Annotated in this window: 14 protein-coding genes and 1 pseudogene; 2 read left to right on the forward strand and 13 right to left on the reverse strand. The window is 40.3% G+C overall.

All coding sequences use genetic code 11. The features are described 5' to 3' along the window. Positions 1-39 precede the first annotated feature (39 nt). The 9 genes from ACYVQZ_RS05540 to ACYVQZ_RS05580 all read right to left on the reverse strand — a co-directional run bounded on the left by ACYVQZ_RS05540 (position 40) and on the right by ACYVQZ_RS05580 (position 9,911). Positions 40-1,995 carry a DUF2207 domain-containing protein gene (locus ACYVQZ_RS05540; protein ID WP_461240413.1) on the reverse strand — a complete coding sequence of 652 codons (1,956 nt, stop codon included), beginning with the start codon at positions 1,993-1,995 and terminating at the stop codon, positions 40-42. 63 nt (positions 1,996-2,058) lie between these two features. Further along, positions 2,059-2,829, reverse strand: a complete 771-nt coding sequence (locus ACYVQZ_RS05545; RefSeq protein ID WP_461240414.1) for a YibE/F family protein — start codon at positions 2,827-2,829, stop codon at positions 2,059-2,061. After that, positions 2,826-3,932 (reverse strand): YibE/F family protein, encoded by a 1,107-nt coding sequence (locus ACYVQZ_RS05550; RefSeq protein WP_461240415.1) that lies wholly within the window; start codon positions 3,930-3,932, stop codon positions 2,826-2,828. The genes ACYVQZ_RS05545 and ACYVQZ_RS05550 overlap by 4 nt, the downstream gene beginning before the upstream one ends. Before the next feature lie 418 nt (positions 3,933-4,350). Further along, positions 4,351-4,980, reverse strand: a complete 630-nt coding sequence (gene upp / locus ACYVQZ_RS05555) for a uracil phosphoribosyltransferase (RefSeq protein ID WP_461240416.1) — start codon at positions 4,978-4,980, stop codon at positions 4,351-4,353. A gap of 88 nt (positions 4,981-5,068) precedes the next feature. Next, a complete protein-coding gene (gene glyA, locus ACYVQZ_RS05560; RefSeq protein WP_461240417.1) occupies positions 5,069-6,301 on the reverse strand; it encodes a serine hydroxymethyltransferase in 1,233 nt (410 codons plus the stop codon). 61 nt (positions 6,302-6,362) lie between these two features. After that, complete coding sequence (locus tag ACYVQZ_RS05565; RefSeq protein WP_461240418.1) at positions 6,363-7,388, reverse strand: L-threonylcarbamoyladenylate synthase; 1,026 nt, start codon at positions 7,386-7,388, stop codon at positions 6,363-6,365. A gap of 2 nt (positions 7,389-7,390) precedes the next feature. Next, a complete protein-coding gene (gene prmC / locus ACYVQZ_RS05570) occupies positions 7,391-8,248 on the reverse strand; it encodes a peptide chain release factor N(5)-glutamine methyltransferase (protein WP_461240419.1) in 858 nt (285 codons plus the stop codon). Continuing rightward, positions 8,241-9,323 carry a peptide chain release factor 1 gene (gene prfA, locus ACYVQZ_RS05575; RefSeq protein ID WP_461240420.1) on the reverse strand — a complete coding sequence of 361 codons (1,083 nt, stop codon included), beginning with the start codon at positions 9,321-9,323 and terminating at the stop codon, positions 8,241-8,243. The genes prmC and prfA overlap by 8 nt, the downstream gene beginning before the upstream one ends. Positions 9,324-9,341: 18 nt before the next feature. Then, a complete protein-coding gene (locus ACYVQZ_RS05580) occupies positions 9,342-9,911 on the reverse strand; it encodes a thymidine kinase (protein WP_461240421.1) in 570 nt (189 codons plus the stop codon). 204 nt (positions 9,912-10,115) lie between these two features. Between ACYVQZ_RS05580 and ACYVQZ_RS05585 the strand changes: the two genes are divergently transcribed. Beyond that, positions 10,116-11,459 (forward strand): Mur ligase family protein, encoded by a 1,344-nt coding sequence (locus ACYVQZ_RS05585; RefSeq protein ID WP_461240422.1) that lies wholly within the window; start codon positions 10,116-10,118, stop codon positions 11,457-11,459. Next, positions 11,459-12,166 (forward strand): type 1 glutamine amidotransferase, encoded by a 708-nt coding sequence (locus tag ACYVQZ_RS05590; RefSeq protein WP_461240423.1) that lies wholly within the window; start codon positions 11,459-11,461, stop codon positions 12,164-12,166. Before ACYVQZ_RS05585 ends, ACYVQZ_RS05590 begins: the two co-directional genes overlap by 1 nt. Before the next feature lie 37 nt (positions 12,167-12,203). On the opposite strand, the pseudogene ACYVQZ_RS05595 reads toward ACYVQZ_RS05590, so the two are convergent. The 4 genes and pseudogenes from ACYVQZ_RS05595 to ACYVQZ_RS05610 form a co-directional block, all read right to left on the reverse strand. Further along, positions 12,204-13,101: pseudogene (locus tag ACYVQZ_RS05595) on the reverse strand (serine hydrolase domain-containing protein). 15 nt (positions 13,102-13,116) lie between these two features. After that, positions 13,117-14,955, reverse strand: coding sequence for an ABC transporter ATP-binding protein (locus ACYVQZ_RS05600; protein ID WP_461240424.1), 1,839 nt, complete (start codon positions 14,953-14,955; stop codon positions 13,117-13,119). Further along, the gene (locus tag ACYVQZ_RS05605; protein WP_461240425.1) at positions 14,948-16,690 is read right to left on the reverse strand and encodes an ABC transporter ATP-binding protein; all 1,743 of its coding nucleotides are present in this window, start codon (positions 16,688-16,690) and stop codon (positions 14,948-14,950) included. The genes ACYVQZ_RS05600 and ACYVQZ_RS05605 overlap by 8 nt, the downstream gene beginning before the upstream one ends. Continuing rightward, entirely contained in the window at positions 16,683-17,189 is a 507-nt protein-coding gene (locus ACYVQZ_RS05610; protein ID WP_461240426.1) for a MarR family winged helix-turn-helix transcriptional regulator, read from the reverse strand. The genes ACYVQZ_RS05605 and ACYVQZ_RS05610 overlap by 8 nt, the downstream gene beginning before the upstream one ends. Positions 17,190-17,211 lie beyond the last annotated feature (22 nt).

Consider the following 17,211-nt stretch of genomic DNA (forward strand, 5'->3'; position numbering starts at 1 on the left):
TTGGGGTTCTATGTCAATGGTCGATTGGTGGTGCTGATGCTAGAAAGCACCACCACCGCCATCGCCTCCGCCTCCGCCAGAACCGCCGTCAAATGAACCACCTCCGCCGTCACCGCCAAATGAGCCAAAGCCACCAAAGCTCGATGACGAATCGCCAACAGAGTCAATTGCTCCCCAATCTTCCCCAAAATCAAACGATCCATCGTATGAGCTTAAGAAGAGTGGTGAATCTACTAATTGTTCATCGGGAAAATTAATTTGAAAGGCTTCTGTTACATTTTCCGCATAACCAAAGGCTGTTGCAAACGCTAAGTAACGTTCCCATAAAATGACATCCTCTGGCCACGAATCTTTAAAGGTTTTAAAATCTTTAAGCATACTAATAAAGCCCTTTAGTTCGCTAATCTCTTGTAGGTATTCTTCTTTATATGGTGCAATATTTACCGTCGTTTTTTTGTAACATATATAAGAATACCCGACCACTAAGAGTGTCAATAACCAACAAATTGAAATCAGGCTCCACTGGTTCAAGCGTATTGCCACAGCACTTGCAACTACGCCGACTATGCCAATCCCCCAAACCGTTCTCTGATTATTTTTTAATAACAATATATTGTCCTGGTCAAGATATTTATCAGCAAGTCTTTTTACTCCTCCTTGCCAACCATTTTTCGCATCAACGACGTCTTGATAATTATCATATGTGTAACGATCTATATCTTTTTTTGTCACACCTATATCTTCATTACTAGGCTGAACCTGATTTAAAATAAGAGAAAAAAGCCAATCTTCATTACTTGTCAGTAAATCAGGACTATTATCTGCCGTCAAAAACGGTTTGATTTGCTTCAATCCGTAGGAATTTTCACTTTCTGGATCTTTCGTTATTTTCACCATTCCCATTGCAATTCTATCAATCAAGCTTGCAGAAACTTCCTTTGAAGGCTTTTGAGTGATCACTGCCTTAGCTACCTCAGGTGTCATTTTTGGTAATTCAAACCAATGAGGAATTTCAACCATTTTGGAAAGATGTCCTGCATGACTTCTATTCCATGAGTTCATCCAAAATTGAAATCCTAATGTCCCCACAAATAATAAACCAATCAATGCAATCAACGGTCCATCGTGTTGCATGGTAATAGATCGTTCCTGCTTCAACACAGCATTTTTTTGATTATGGTTAACAATTTTTTTGTTCGCGCTCACTATTTTTTTAGGCATCAAAATATGTGTTTCCATAAATTGTTTTTTTGGATTTTGACGTGTTGTCATCACGATATTACCAGTTTTTGCGTCTACCTTCGTTTTAATACGTCCACTTCCATGGGTCCATGCACGTAGCTGATTAATATTTTTTGCTGGTAATTTAATCCTTAAACTAACATGTTTCAATGGTACCGCCCAATTTCGCGGAATTAACTTATAGTTTATGACTGCTATATCTTTATAATTGGTTACAAAACCTTTTAAACGATAATGATAAATAACTTGGTATTTTTCCTTACCTATGATCAATCGATAAAGTTTTAATTCCTTTAAATTTTTCCTATTTTGGATAGTATATTTATTTTCTTTTTCAGCATCGGGAGTTAATACTTTCTTATAAGTAGTTTTCAAGCCAGAATAAATTGGCATTTCATAATATTTTGGAGCTTTCGGAATTTGACGAACATGCTTATGATTCGGTTTCAGTTCCACTTTAAGTTGAGACATACCAGCCAGTCCGTTCAAATCAAAAATACGATATATTCCATGATAGAGATAACCATGGAAGTCATAGTTAGCTTTTTCCGTGACTAATGCGTCTCCATTTTTTTGAACCTGCACGTTCATTTGATAACGATTAATACCATAATCAGCTGTTTTATTGATTAAATCTAGTGGATTGAATAAACCCGCAATCGTCATATAAACAAGGACAATTACTGCTGCCACTGCTACACCAATCGCAACTATAATTGCATTTATAAACCCTGATAAAATCTTTTGAAACATATCAATGTCTCCTCCCGTGAATCACATTGAATCATACACTAAGCCACTAAAAGCAGGCAATAGTTAATCAGTCTTGCGATCAGAAATAGCGGCTTTTTTTCGTAGCGTCATCATCCAGGTTGTGACTGGTACTGTGATAATAACCCCAATGAAAGATGTGACGACCATAATCATTTCCGAGACAAAAATTTTATTATTCAAAATTTGTCCAATACTGTAATTCAAGCCCATAAACCAGATAAATAAGGCCAGAAAACCACCGAAGAAGCCAAAAAATAACGTATTAAGTGTGGTGCCGATAATTTGTTCTCCGATTGATAACCCATCTTTTGTTAGCGCAGTATTCGATAAGTCTGGATGTTGTTGCAGCACTTCAGTCAAACCGGCTGAAATGGCCATCGCGGCTTCAGCAATGGCACCGAGTGTACTTAACACCGTGGTGGTAATGGCAATTTTTAAGAAATCAATGCCAATTAACGTGGACATGCCTTCCAAATCTTCAGCATCTTCACCACCGAATCCTTGAACCATTGCCCAATGTTCGATCGGAATAATCAACGCCACTAAAATTAACAGCACAATTAAGGCCGCATAAAAGGCAGTTTGCGTTGTTAACAAATCATCTTCACCCATGAAAATAGTGACGGCAAGAATAATGATACCGGTACTTAAAGTGACTGCTAATGGTGGCAGGTGAAAAGCCATCATAATCACGGCAATAAATAAAAAGCCGAAGTTTAAAATCAAGCTGAGAAATGCTTTCCAACCTTGCTTACCACCGACTAGCACCATTAGCACCAATAAAACTAAACCCAACGCTGTAATTGTCGTCATGCTTTCACCCGCTTTCCGAGTAGTAATCCTGCAAAGGCACTGGCCACTGGAATTGCTAGAACAATCCCAATCCCACTAATTAAACTTTGCACGGTGCCCATACTCATGTTCATCGCAAATGTATATCCCCAGGAGTTACCATTTTTGATATATAGTAAGCTCGAAGTAAATGTATCAGCCATAAAGATCATGAACAAAACGTTAATTAACGGTCCCATGATCGACTGCCCGACCTTGCGTCCTGAGAGAAATAACTGCGTTGGTGTGATGTTTGCGTTTAGTTGTTTTAGTTCAAACAGCGTGGCGACAATGTCCGTTGATTCATCCATAACTGCACCAAGCGAACCTAGGAGTGTTTCAGCTAGAAACAAAGGCCGCGGAATTTGAGTGACATACTGCATTGATTCGTAAAACATGCCGCGTTCGTGAGTGACCGAAAAGACCAGCAAACTGATCAACATCGCAATTGTGGTCCCTAACACGGTTGCGATTAAAGTGGCCATCATTTGCTTCGTAGCACCTAGTACTAACCATAACGTTAATACTGCAAACACAAATGCCAGTGTGCCAAAAATCCACATGACATGGGCTGCTTGAACTTTTAAATCCAGTTTGATGGCGAACATAAAAATGACAGCATTCAATGCCACACTAAGAAGCGCAATCGAACCTTTTTTCTTCATGATTAAAATCAGTAACATAATTGCTAACCAGGTTAGCATCACCAACGGCGTATCACGTTTGTAGCCTTGAATATGGGCATTCAGCTGGCCTTTGGTTTTCGTGATTTTAGTGAGGAAAATTTGATTACCACGTCGGTATTGTTGATCTAAAGCTTTAGAGTCCGAAAACTGGTTATCTAATTTAATCGTTTGTCCGCGGTACTTACCGTTCATTAGGCGGGCTGTCAGTGTTTGATTGGTTAGATGATCAACGTTATCGAAATTGTCCTTTTGTTTTTGTTTTTGGCCGTTTTTTACTGTCGTGACTTGCGCGATTGGTTGTTGGTACAGTGCCTGGTTGTGCGTACAAAAAGTCCATAACAAAAGGCCCGCAATTAAAAATGCGAGGATGAATATTAGATTTTTTTTATGCGTTATCATGAGTGTTTTCATGAAAAATTGGCCTGGTTTCTTTTTTGTTAATTCGACTTATTTTAGAATAGGAATTTGGTTGGGGCAACTTTTTATGGGAAATTTTTATTAAATATTGCGGTTTTAGAGTTAAAAAAAGTAGCTATTCCCTAACTTTGAGCAGTTAGAATAGCTACCATAGAAACTAGCTGGTCCCGTCTCAGACGGAAATCTTAGCCACAGGAGTTTAACTAGTGACACCTAGTTAGGCTCCTTTTATTTTCAAATTCATTTTTGAAATGGTTGATTCTTTTATTAGGCATGTATTGCTGAAACGCGTTCCGAAAGCCAGCTTCTTCCGGTTAACACAATAATTATCAAATCCAAAGCCCTGGGATTTAATAATTATTCCGTTAATCCTCAGAAGCTAACCGGCTTTCTCCACACTCTATTTTGTGCCAAACAACCGATCTCCAGCATCCCCCAAACCAGGTACGATGTAGCCGTCCTCGTTTAGGTGGTCGTCTAGACTTGCTGTGTAGACGTCGATATCTGGGTACTTATCAGTTAATGCCTTAACACCTTCGGGAGCTGCAACTAAGCAGACGAATTTGATGTTTGTAGCACCGCGTTTTTTTAATGCGTCGATGGCCATAATGGCTGAACCACCCGTTGCTAACATTGGGTCAACAACGAATAATTGGCGTTGGTCAATGTCAGATGGCAATTTAACAAAATATTCGTGAGGTTTTAATGTTGTTTCGTCACGATACATACCGATGTGACCTACTTTAGCAGCTGGAATTAATTCCAAAATACCATCCACCATGCCAAGGCCGGCACGTAAGATAGGAATAATGGCAACTTTTTTACCAGCTAATTGCTTTTTAACGGTTTTCGAAACTGGGGTTTCGACTTCCACATCTTCAAGTGGCATATCGCGAGAAACCTCATAGGCCATTAAAGTTGATATTTCATTAACTGTTTCTCTAAAAATCTTTGTTCCAACGTTCTTATCCCGAATTAACGTTAACTTATGTTGGATCAACGGGTGATCAAGCACTTCAAATTTGCCCATGACAAAAAAACACTCCTTTTAAATTTCTTTTCTATTGTACCAAAATCCAGCTGGTTTGGTTTGATAAATTCAAATTCTCATGAAATTTTTATTGGATTGGATATTTTGTCGTTAATTCATGGACTTGTTGCTTAATTTCAGCCATCTTAGCCGCATCATCATGATTAGCAATGACTGCCAAAATCAGTTCAGCAACTTGTTTGGCGTCGTCTTCTTTAAGACCCCGACTGGTAATTGCCGGTGTGCCAATTCGTAAACCACTTGTCACCATTGGACTTAATTGTTCATTTGGCACTGACTCTTTGTTGGCTGTGATGTTAATACCATCTAATAAATCTTGTAATTGTTGGCCGTTTAAATCAGTTGCCGAAATATCAATCGTAAACAAATGATTATCGGTACCACCTGAAACTACGTGAACATTGTCGCTAGCTTGGAATACGTCTGCCATTGCTTTAGCATTAGCAATAATTTGCTTGCTGTAAGTTGTAAATTCTGGTTGCAGATCTTCATAGAAGGCCTGTGCCTTACCAGCAATCACGTGCTCTAATGGACCTCCTTGAGTACCTGGGAAAACAGCCGAGCGAATTTTCTTCGCATATTTTTCTTGGCCCAAAATCATACCACCACGTGGACCACGCAATGTTTTATGCGTTGTCGTTGTGACGACATCTGCAATACCTACTGGGCTAGGATGCAATCCGGTAGCAACTAACCCCGCAATGTGCGCCATATCTACCATTAGATAGGCACCAACGGAATCTGCAATTTCACGAAACTTTTGCCAATCAATTGTGCGACTGTAAGCTGAAGCACCTGCCACGATCATTTGTGGTTGAACTTCTTTTGCTTGCTTAGCAATTGCATCATAATCCAACTGTTCAGTTTCAGGATTTAAACTGTAACCATATGTTTTGTAGAGTTTCCCACTAAAGTTAACCTTGGCACCATGAGTTAAATGGCCCCCGGCATCGAGACCCATCCCCAAAATCGTATCGCCAGGTTTCAAAAAGGCCTGGTAAGTTGCCATATTGGCCTGTGAACCTGAATGGGGTTGAACATTCACATATTCGGCACCAAATAATTCTTTCGCATGATCAATCGCTAATTGTTCCACTTGATCAATATATTGGCAGCCACCATAGTAGCGTTTACCCGGATAACCTTCAGCGTATTTGTTGGTTAATACTGAGCCTTGCGCTTCACGAACAGCATCAGAAACAATATTTTCTGAAGCAATTAATTCAATCGTATCTAATTGCCGTTGTTCTTCATGGTGAATTGCTTGCCATAGTGCTGGGTCTTGTCCTTTATAATTCATAGGGGTCACTCCTTTTTTGTCGTAATACTAATAGTTTAGCTGAACTGGCTTTTAAAAGATATTAATCAGCTTGTGCATCAAAATGAGTCTGACCGGCTGACTTGTTCAAACGATTCATATACGCCACGCCAAGGCCTTCATTCGCAAAGCCTTGCGTTAAAATTTGTTGCACTTGTGGTTGATCATCAAAATATCGCAGGCCGGCAAATAATAAATGACTCGCCGTTGAAATATCTTGTCCTAATGAAAAGACTTCTGCGTTATCAGGTAATGATAATTTTTGTAAAACATCATCAGTGGCCATCACACCAACGGTTGCTGATTGATTGGCCACCCAACCAGGTACCAATTGCCAATCGCTTGGATGGTCGACAATGTATACCTGTGCTTTTGGCGCATAGTGTTTGTATTTCATGCCGGGCGCTTTCGGTGTCTCATTTTTGCCAACTTGATGGTGGTTATTTTCAATCGACCCAATCACAGCCTCAATTTGTGCTTTGGTCACTGCTCCTGGACGTAAGATGACGGGTTGGTCAGTCGACATATCTAAAACAGTTGACTCGACGCCAACCTTGGTTGGACCGTCATCTAAAATACCAGCAATCCTGCCGTTTAAGTCATGATAGACATGTTGCGCGGTTGTTGGGCTTGGTTTACCAGAAGTATTGGCAGAAGGCCCTACCAACGGCACACCACTGGTGGTGATCAAATCAAGGGTGGCTTGGTTATCTGGAAACCGGAATGCTGCAGTGGTTAAACCACCCGTCACCGTTTTGGAAAAGGCGCCTGGTTTTAACTTAAAAATCATCGTCAACGAGCCTGGCCAAAATTGTTTCATTAGTTGGTGGGCTGCCGGTGAAATTTCAGCGGCGTATTTTTTAACGGTAGCTACTGAAGCAATGTGTACAATCAGTGGATTGTCACTGGGACGTCCCTTAGCCTGATACACTTTTTTGACCGCAGTTTCATTAGTGGCATCGGCACCTAAGCCGTATACCGTTTCAGTTGGAAAAGCGACCAACTCACCTGCATTAATGGCGGCAGCTGCTTGATCAATTTGTGCGGTGGTAAATAATTGTGTTTCCAAAATTACATGTCTCCTTTCTTAAATTCAAAACCACGAATCATCCGCATATTATCGCTGAGATCATTTCTGGTTTGAATCGTCGCATTAGCAAAATGTTTTTTAAATAATTCAATAATTGGTTGCCGTTGCGCATACCCCACTTCGCCAAATAACTGACCATCAGGTGTTACATGGTTCAACAGTTCTGAGAATAGACGCTCGTAAAATCCTAACCCATTTTGATCGGCAAATAAAGCAATCTCTGGTTCATATTCTAAAACACTACGATCCATCACGTCACGCTCACTTTGGGCAATGTAGGGTGGATTTGTGACAATCACATCAAAACGTTGTTCATTCAAGTGCTCAAATAAATCACTCTGCACATAGGTCACATCTGCTTGCAGGTTTTGGGCATTTTGTTGCGCAACTGCTAATGCAGCTGACGAAATATCTGACGCCACAACTTCCCAGTTTGGTCGTTCCAATTTCAACGTGATACCAATCACACCGCTACCTGTTCCTAAATCTAACACACGAATTGGTGCTTGATTGAATGTTTGGAGCACCCATTCTACCAGTTCTTCAGTTTCACTTTCCGGAATTAAAACATCGTGATTAACGATAAATTCGCGTCCTAAAAATGGTGCTGCACCAACAATATATTGAGCAGGTTCAAATTTCAATAACCGTTCAATATCAGCTTGAAAGCTTGCCCATTCGGCTGGCGGCATGACATCACGCTGATGAATCAGGTAGGTGGTTAGTGACCAGTGATGTCTGGCTAATAAAATAAATTGCGGTGCACTGGGGTCAATCTGTTGATCCGCAATATGCAAAGAAGCCCATTTTAGGGCTTCTTGATAAGTCACACTATTCATTTCTTAATTGCTCCATTTTTTCTGTTTGGTCAGCAATTACCAGCGCATCGATGATTTCATCTAATTCACCGTTCATGATGCGATCTAGTTTATTCAAGGTTAAACCGATACGGTGATCGGTAACCCGGTTTTGTGGATAATTATATGTCCGAATTCGTTCGGAACGGTCACCCGTTCCAACTGCGGTTTTACGTTGTTGGTCATATTCACTTTGTTCTTTTTGTGAGTAGTAATCATAAACCCGCGCGCGCAAAATTTGCATTGCCTTGGCCCGGTTTTGTTGTTGTGAACGTTCATCTTGCATAGCGACCACAATTCCGGTTGGCAAATGCGTCATTCGTACAGCAGAAGACGTCTTGTTAATATGCTGACCACCGGCACCAGATGAACGGTACACATCGGTACGAATATCTTTTGGATCAATATCGATATCAACATCTTCAGCTTCCGGCATAACACCGACTGTGGCTGTTGACGTATGCACCCGACCAGCCGATTCAGTCACGGGCACCCGTTGCACACGGTGTGCCCCGTTTTCATACTTCAATTTAGAATAGACTTTGTCGCCCGTAATCATCAAGACGATTTCTTTAAAGCCACCGACTTCAGTATCACTTTTGTCGACCACTTCAATTTGCCAGTTTTGTTTTTCAGCATAGCGGGTGTACATTTCAAAAAGGTCAGCCGCAAACAGACTTGCTTCATCTCCACCAGCAGCACCATGAATTTCCATGATAATGTTTTTGTCATCATTAGGATCTTGAGGTAAGAGCAAAATACGGAGTTCTTGTTCCAATTGTTCTTGTTGTTCTTTTGACTCGGATAATTCATCCTTAGTCAATTCTTCCATTTCTGGATCTAGTTTTTCACGCAACAACTCTTCGTCATCTTTAATCTGTTGGGTGACTTTTTTATATTGGTTATATTTTTCAACCGTTTCACGCAAGCCACCTTCTTCTTTTGATAACTTCATGAAGCGTTGCGTATCTGCGATAACATCAGGATCACTGATCAATTCATTTAATTCATCATACCGATCGGCTACCGCTTGTAATTTGTCAAAAATTTCATCCATTAGTTAGTGTGCCTCACTTTACAGTTTGGGATCAAAATAGTGTCGTCGGCAAACTGGATAATAGGATTCATTGCCACCAATCATCACTTGTTCGCCTTCATAAACAGGCTGACCATCATGAATTCTTAAATTCATGGTTGCCTTTTTCTTGCAAAACCAGCAAATGGTTTTCATTTCTTCTAATTTATCAGCATAAATTAAAAGATTTTGTGAGCCTTCAAAAAGGTGATTTTGAAAATCGTTCTTAAGTCCAAAAGTCATGACTGGAATGTTCAGTTCATCAACGATTTTCGTTAATTGTAAGATATGTTTTTTTTGAAGAAACTGGGCTTCATCAATCAACACACACGCGGCGTCTGCGTCGTTTTGCTTAACGTACTCAAACACATCAGTGTCATCTTTGATTGGTAAGGCGTCGCGTTTCAAGCCGATGCGGCTTTCAATTACACCAACGCCAGCACGGGTATCCAACCCACTCGTAAAAATCACGACCGACTTACCTTGTTCTTCATAATTATGTGCCACTTTTAAAATTTCAATGGACTTACCAGAGTTCATTGCACCGTACTTAAAAAATAATTGGGCCACGTTTTTCACCTTTTCTCTGCATATTCTTATATAGTATAGCGAAATTTAAGATTAATGTGAATATTTAGTTCTGAAAGTAGTTTGAATTATTTTAAAGAATCGACGCAATTTCTTTCTTTTTTGCTAAATTCAAGATAGAATAAAGTTTCGTGAACAAACAAGCTTATTATTAAATTAGTAGTATAACTATTTGGAGGATTTTTCATGTCGATCAGAAGTTCACTGGCAATCTTAGCCGGCAAATCAAGTTATTGGTTTTTACATAATTTTATGCATGGCGGCAGCTCTTTGCCTGGTCGCATCACAACAACTCTCGATCCACAAATTCTAAAAACTTTTGGCGAAGCGTATGACGTGGTGATTATTACCGGAACAAACGGTAAAACGCTGACGACCGCCCTCAGTGTTCGTGTCTTACAACAAAAATACGATTATGTGCTCACTAATCCTACTGGTTCAAACATGGAACAAGGGATTGTGACTACATTTATTACTGGTAAAAAATCGAAAAATGGTAAGACATTAGCCGTCTTAGAAGTCGATGAAGCAAACGTTGTGTTCGTCACTAAATACATCAAACCAATTGCGTTTGTGTTCACCAATCTTTTTCGTGATCAAATGGACCGCTATGGCGAAATCTACACCACCTACGATAAGATTCTAGCTGGTGTGAAAAACGCACCAGAAGCTACGATTATTGCCAATGGTGATGCACAAATTTTCAACTCCAAAGAATTACCCAATCCGGTTATTTATTACGGCTTTAATCACACAGAAGCAAAAGACATCAAAGCCCCTGCTAATACCGATGGTGTGTTATGTCCAAAATGTAACCACATTTTACACTTTGGTTTTATTACTTACGGTAACCTGGGTGATTATTTCTGTCCTAATTGTGGTTTCAAACGCCCAGAGTTAACTTATCAAGTCACTTCATTAGATGAAATGACCCCTACAGATTCAACATTTAGCATCGATGGGTTTCAATATAAGATTCAAATTGGTGGTTTGTACAATATTTATAATGCATTAGCTGCGTATGCTTTAGGGCGTTTTCTGGATGTTTCTAAAGAACAAATTGAACAAGCCTTTACCTCAGATAAAAAGGTCTTTGGTCGCCAAGAAATGATTCAGGTGCATGATAAACAAGTAACGTTGATTTTAGTAAAGAACCCAGTGGGTCTAAATCAAGTCCTGGATATGATCCTCACCGATAAAGATCCCTTCTCGTTCGTTGCCTTACTCAATGCTAACTACGCTGACGGTATTGATACCAGTTGGATTTGGGATGGTAATTTCGAAAAGTTAAAAGAACATGACATTCCCAAAATCATGACCGGTGGCGAACGGTATAAAGACATCACTTTCCGCTTGAAAGTCGCTGGCTTTACTGACATTGATATCGAACCATCATTAAGTAATGTGATTAAAAAAATCGATCAATTACCAACGAAAAAGGTTTATGTTTTGGCAACTTACACAGCTGTGTTACAATTACGCAAACAACTAGCCGACCAAGGCTTCATTAAGGAAGGAATGGATGCATAATGGCAAGCTATTCATTACATCTGGCACATTTGTATGGTGATTTATTAAACACTTACGGTGACGTCGGTAACATCTTGGCACTGCAATATTACGCAGCGCAAATGGATACCGAAATCGATACAACTGTTGTCAGCATTGAAAATGACTTTAATGATCAGGATTACGATATTGCCTTTTTCGGCGGTGGTCAAGATTACGAACAAATGATTGTGTCGCGTGATATTCCGAAGAAAAAAGACGCCATTGCCCGTTTTATTAACGATGGCAAACCCATGTTAGCCATTTGTGGCGGTTTTCAATTACTTGGCCACTACTACATTGGTGCGGATGGCGAAAAAATTCCTGGTATCGGTGTTTTGGATCACTACACCCTCAGTCAAGATCACAACCGTTTCATTGGCGACATTACCATTAAAAATGAAGACACTAACGAAGTCTATCACGGCTTTGAAAATCATAATGGCATGACCTTCCTCGGTGAAGGTGAACGCCCACTGGGTAAAGTGCTTGAAGGTCATGGTAATAATGACCAGGATGATTCTGAAGGTGCCATCTACAAAAACGTCTATTGTTCTTATTTTCATGGTCCAATTTTGACCAGAAATGGTGAACTTGCTAAACGGATGATTTTAACAGCATTACACAATAAATATCCAGAAGTTGATTTTGAGCAACAAGCGCAATTAGAAATTCAACCAACATTTTAAATCACAAAAAGGTTATGACCATCGTCATAACCTTTTTTTAATTTGTTTGATTTAATTCGTGTAAAAATGTCTGAACAATTTGACTACGCCGTTCAATAAAGGTTTCATTCACCGTCGGATGTACGCGATTGGATAACATGATAAAGCCAGCTTGCCGCACTTTATCTAAGATTAACCAAGTACCCGTGTAACCAGTATGGTAAACCGCCTAAATTACTGGTTAAAAAACTTCTTGAAAACTGCTCTAAATCTGATAAATCACTGAACAGCCCGGCGCAGCCACAATGTTCGCCTAAAATGTAGGCTTTGGGATCATGGACGACACCGCGAATCAATCCTCGTTTAGCTTGAATTTCTGTTGGCACACACTGTTGTGGATCAGGTGCAAAGGTTGTTTTCCTTAATCCTAATGGCTTTAAGACCTCGTTAGTGATCACTGTTTGAACTGGCTGCTGGTAAAAAGTTTCAATAATCCAACCCAAATAAATGAAGCCAATATCAGCATATTTAACGTGGCGATTAAAATCATCACCCACTTGCAGATTTAATAATGCCTGTGTCAATTCATTCGATGGTAATTCGTTACGATTCTTGATATAGCCCGTAATGCCAGATGTATGGGTTAATAGATGTAACACCGTGACTCGGGAATCTTGAAACGTTGGTAAATATTTTTGGATGGGATCATCCAACCGTAATTGGCCAGACTGAACCAACATCAAAATTACCGTTGTGGTGCCCACTACCTTGGTCAACGAAGCCACATCATACAACGCATCATTCCAGAGTGGTTGATGGGTCGGTTCCACCATCGCTTCGCCAAAGACTTCACGCTGATAGAAATCAGGCGTAAAAATCGTGTAGGACACCCCGGGAACCCGGTCTCGTTCGACAAGGCCATGGAGTAATTCAATTGTTTGCGTAAACTTTTTCATAGCGCCATTTTAACACTAAATTTGATTGCCTAAAAACTGGCTATTATACAAATCAGCATAAAAACCTTTTTTATTCATTAGCTGATCATGATTACCTGTTTCCACAATCTGACCGTGATCCATCACAATAATATTTTCTGCATTCCGAATTGTCGACAACCGGTGAGCCACCACAAAGCTAGTTCGATTGCTTTGCAACTTATTCATGGCTTTTTGAATCAAAGTTTCGGTTCTCGTGTCGACTGAGCTAGTCGCTTCATCTAAAATCAAAATTTCAGGATCGGCGACAAAGGCCCGGGCGATTGTCAGTAACTGGCGTTGCCCCTGTGAAATGTTAGACGCTGATTCATCCAACACGGTTTGATAGCCCTCTGGTAACTGGCGAATAAATTCATCTGCATGAGCAGCGCGGGCCGCAGCATACACTTCTTCTTCAGTAGCGTCTTTTTTACCGTAACAAATATTATCGTAAATGGTACCGGTAAATAGCCACGTATCTTGCAAAACCATTGCAAAATGAGACCGTAATTGGTCACGCGACATACTTCGTGTTTCTTGACCATCTAAGAAAATATGACCGTCATTAATGTCATAAAAACGCTCCAACAAGTTAATCATCGTTGTTTTCCCAGCACCAGTTGGCCCGACGATGGCGACCATATGGTTATCTTGCGCTTGCAAGGTGAAATCTTTAATTAGCGGATTTTCATCATAACTAAACTGAACGTTATCAAATTCAACCTTTACCCCGTTTGCTTCTTTAGACGGCAGTTTTTGCGTGGTTTCAATCATTTCTGGTTCGTCTAACACGGCAAAGATTCGCTCCGCAGAGGCAATCGTTGCTTGAATCGTATTAGTTAGGTTCGCAATCTGAGTGATAGGTTGTGAAAATTGATTAGTGTACTGCAAGAAAGCTTGGACATTCCCAAGTGTAATTTGACCATTGGCAACTTGAATTGTTCCTAAGACAGCGACCATTAAGTAGTCGAGGTTTTTAATGAAGTTCATCATTGGAAAAATCAAAGTTGAGAAAAATTGGGCCTTCCAAGCAGCTTTATAGTAACTGGCATTTTGGGTTTCAAAATTGGCGGTTGCCTCTTGTTCATGATTAAAGGTTTTAACAACCGTATGACCCGCATAGGTTTCTTCGACTTGATCGTTTAATAAGCCCAAACTGGTTTGTTGCTTACTAAATAATTTTTGTGACCGTGGTGCAATCACCCCGACCACCAATAAACTCAGTGGTACTGTAATCAGAGCCACTAACGTTAGTTTCCAGCTAATCGTTAGCATGATATACAATACCCCGATAAAAGTGAGGGCACTCGTCACAATTTGAATCAAACTTTGCTGCAGGGTACCAGCAATGTTATCCATATCATTGACAGCCCGGCTCATAATGTCACCATTAGAATGGGTGTCATAATAACTCACCGGAACGCGTTGCATTTTGGCTTTGAAGTCTTTTCTGAGTTGATACACGACACGTTGTGAAATTTTAGTCATCACAATTTGTTGAATCACACTAAACAATGAAGACAAACCATATAAAAGCGCAACAACAATCATGATATGCAAAATTTTATCAAAATCAATTGGTAGTTTGGTGAGATGGACGCCTAATTTCATTTGGCGATACCCACTCATCACGCCAGAATAAATTTCGGTGGTTGCTTGTCCGAGAATTTTAGGAGCGTTAATTGAGAGTAAGACAGAAATAGTGGCTAAAATCACTGACATAATGACCCCAGGAATCCATTTTTTCATGTAGGCAAACAGTCGCCAAGTAGTTGCCCAAAAATTATGCGGTTTTTCAACTGTTCCTTTTTGTCGTCTTCCACCACGATTATGCATGTGTCTCATCTCCTTCCCGAATTTGTGACTCGACAATTTGACGGTAAGTGGCATTGTTTTGTTTAAGTTCTTGATGCGTCCCTTGACCGACCACTCGGCCATTTTCTAAGACTAAGATCAAATCAGCATTAGCAACTGTGGATACGCGTTGCGCCACAATTACCGTGACTGCCTGATTCAAATCTTGATCTTCTTTTAAGGCCAGACGCAATTGAGCATCGGTCTTAAAGTCAAGTGCTGAAAAGGAATCATCGAATACATAAATAGAGGCTTGTTTAATGACCGTTCGCGCAATCGCCAAACGTTGTCGTTGGCCACCAGAGAAGTTGTCACCATCTTGTTCGACCACCATGTCTAATCCACCTTGTTCTTCAACAAAGTCTTTTGCTTGGGCAACTTCTAGTGCATGCCACATTTCGTCATCTGTGGCATCGGCATTTCCATATTGGAGGTTCGACCGAATGGTTCCTTTAAACAACACCGCTTTTTGTTGCGTAATTGAAACGGCGTCGTGTAAGTCGTGCTGAGAAATATGATCAATTGGTTGATCGTTCACGAGCACTGTCCCTTCGTCGACATTAAAAAGACGGGGAATCAAATTGACAAACGTTGATTTACCTGAGCCTGTACCACCAATGATTGCCAAAGTTTGACCGCCATGGACTTTAAAATTAACATCTTGCAAGGCTAATTGTTCAGCACCACGATAGCGGAAACTGACATCTTGAAATTCTAATGAAGCTGGCTTAGTTGTATCAAAAGCTACTAATTGATCACCAGTGGCATCGGCAACGGTACTTTTGCGATCCAAAACTGCATTAATTCGGGCAGCAGATGCTGAAGCACGGGGAACAAAGACAAAGACCATTGATAACATCATAAAGCTCATCAAAATTTGCGTTGCGTAGGTCATGAAGGCCACCAAATTACCAACTTGCATTTGCATATTGGCAATCATGTGCCCGCCCATCCAAATAATGCCAATGTTTGAGGCGCTAAGAATTAACGTCATGATGGGGAACATAAATGAGGTAATCACATAGGCTTTTGTGGCTGTTTGCGTGTAATCTTTGTTGGCACCATCAAACCGATCTTGTTCAAAGTGATCTTGATTGAAGGCACGAATCACACGCACGCCAGTTAATCCTTCACGAAAGACCAGGTTAATGCGATCAGTCTTTTTTTGAATACTCTTAAATAACGGCACTGCAAAATACATGATTCCAATCACCGCAATTGCAAGCAGTGGTAAAGCTACCGCAAAAATTTCAGTTAATTTTGGTTCCCGGTTGTACGCTAAAAAACCGGCAGCAATTAACATAATCGGTGATTGAAACATCATCCGCAGCATCGTGACCATCACGTTTTGAATCTGAACAATGTCATTAGTAGAACGCGTAATTAAAGAAGCATCCCCAAAATCAGTGAATTCACGACTAGAGAAATTAACAACTTTGCTAAACATTTGGCTACGTAATTTTTGACCGACCTTCATTGATTGAGTAGCCGCAAAGTAAACATTTCCTGCGGCAGCTAACAATCCAATAATCGACACAATCATCATTTTAAGCCCTTGTTGCCAGATGTAACTTTGGTTATTTTGAGCGATCCCTTTATCAATTAAATCAGAGGTGATGGTTGGCAAATATAAATCGCAACTAGCTTGCACAACTAGAAATAAAACAGCTGCGACGACAGCCCACCACACTAAATTTTTACGTGCAATTCTAATCATTGTGTGACTCACCCCACTTTTTTTGTTGATCTGACCAAAACTGATGAAATTCCATCGGTGACAAGTCATCGTTTTGGTGTAATGACGCTAATAATTTTTTGAGAATGCGATCCAGTTCAGCGACTTCTGTCTGTGTTAAACCGCTATAAACCATTTCATCGACTTTACGATGAATCTCTTGATTTTGATTAATAATTTCGCGACCTCGCGGTGATAATGTCACCCGACTGACACGACGATCCTGTGGGTCTTTTGTGCGGTTCACCAATTGATCTTTTTCCATTTTTTCTAATAAGTCCGTTAATGAAGCTGGCCGAATGCCAATTTGTTTGGATAATTCAGCTTGGGAAAGATCGTCCTGGTGCGCCAGCACATTCAGGACATGACCCTTACCATGATGAATGCCTTGTTGGCCATGCATTGTTTTCATGCCGAGGCGGCGCATTAAAATGGTAAATTCAAACATCTCGCGGGAAATGTTGCCGTATTCTGACGTCATGTTGTCATCTCAATTCTAAATA

The sequence above is a fragment of the Paucilactobacillus salsurae genome (genome assembly GCF_054784995.1).

Coding starts and splice junctions, on each gene's coding strand:
- ACYVQZ_RS05540 (WP_461240413.1), bottom strand. CDS start 1,995: ATGTTTCAAAAGATTTTATCAGGGTTTATAAATGCAATTATAGTTGCG.
- ACYVQZ_RS05545 (WP_461240414.1), bottom strand. CDS start 2,829: ATGACGACAATTACAGCGTTGGGTTTAGTTTTATTGGTGCTAATGGTG.
- ACYVQZ_RS05550 (WP_461240415.1), bottom strand. CDS start 3,932: ATGATAACGCATAAAAAAAATCTAATATTCATCCTCGCATTTTTAATT.
- upp (WP_461240416.1), bottom strand. CDS start 4,980: ATGGGCAAATTTGAAGTGCTTGATCACCCGTTGATCCAACATAAGTTA.
- glyA (WP_461240417.1), bottom strand. CDS start 6,301: ATGAATTATAAAGGACAAGACCCAGCACTATGGCAAGCAATTCACCAT.
- prmC (WP_461240419.1), bottom strand. CDS start 8,248: ATGAATAGTGTGACTTATCAAGAAGCCCTAAAATGGGCTTCTTTGCAT.
- prfA (WP_461240420.1), bottom strand. CDS start 9,323: ATGGATGAAATTTTTGACAAATTACAAGCGGTAGCCGATCGGTATGAT.
- ACYVQZ_RS05585 (WP_461240422.1), top strand. CDS start 10,116: ATGTCGATCAGAAGTTCACTGGCAATCTTAGCCGGCAAATCAAGTTAT.
- ACYVQZ_RS05590 (WP_461240423.1), top strand. CDS start 11,459: ATGGCAAGCTATTCATTACATCTGGCACATTTGTATGGTGATTTATTA.
- ACYVQZ_RS05600 (WP_461240424.1), bottom strand. CDS start 14,955: ATGCATAATCGTGGTGGAAGACGACAAAAAGGAACAGTTGAAAAACCG.
- ACYVQZ_RS05605 (WP_461240425.1), bottom strand. CDS start 16,690: ATGATTAGAATTGCACGTAAAAATTTAGTGTGGTGGGCTGTCGTCGCA.
- ACYVQZ_RS05610 (WP_461240426.1), bottom strand. CDS start 17,189: ATGACGTCAGAATACGGCAACATTTCCCGCGAGATGTTTGAATTTACC.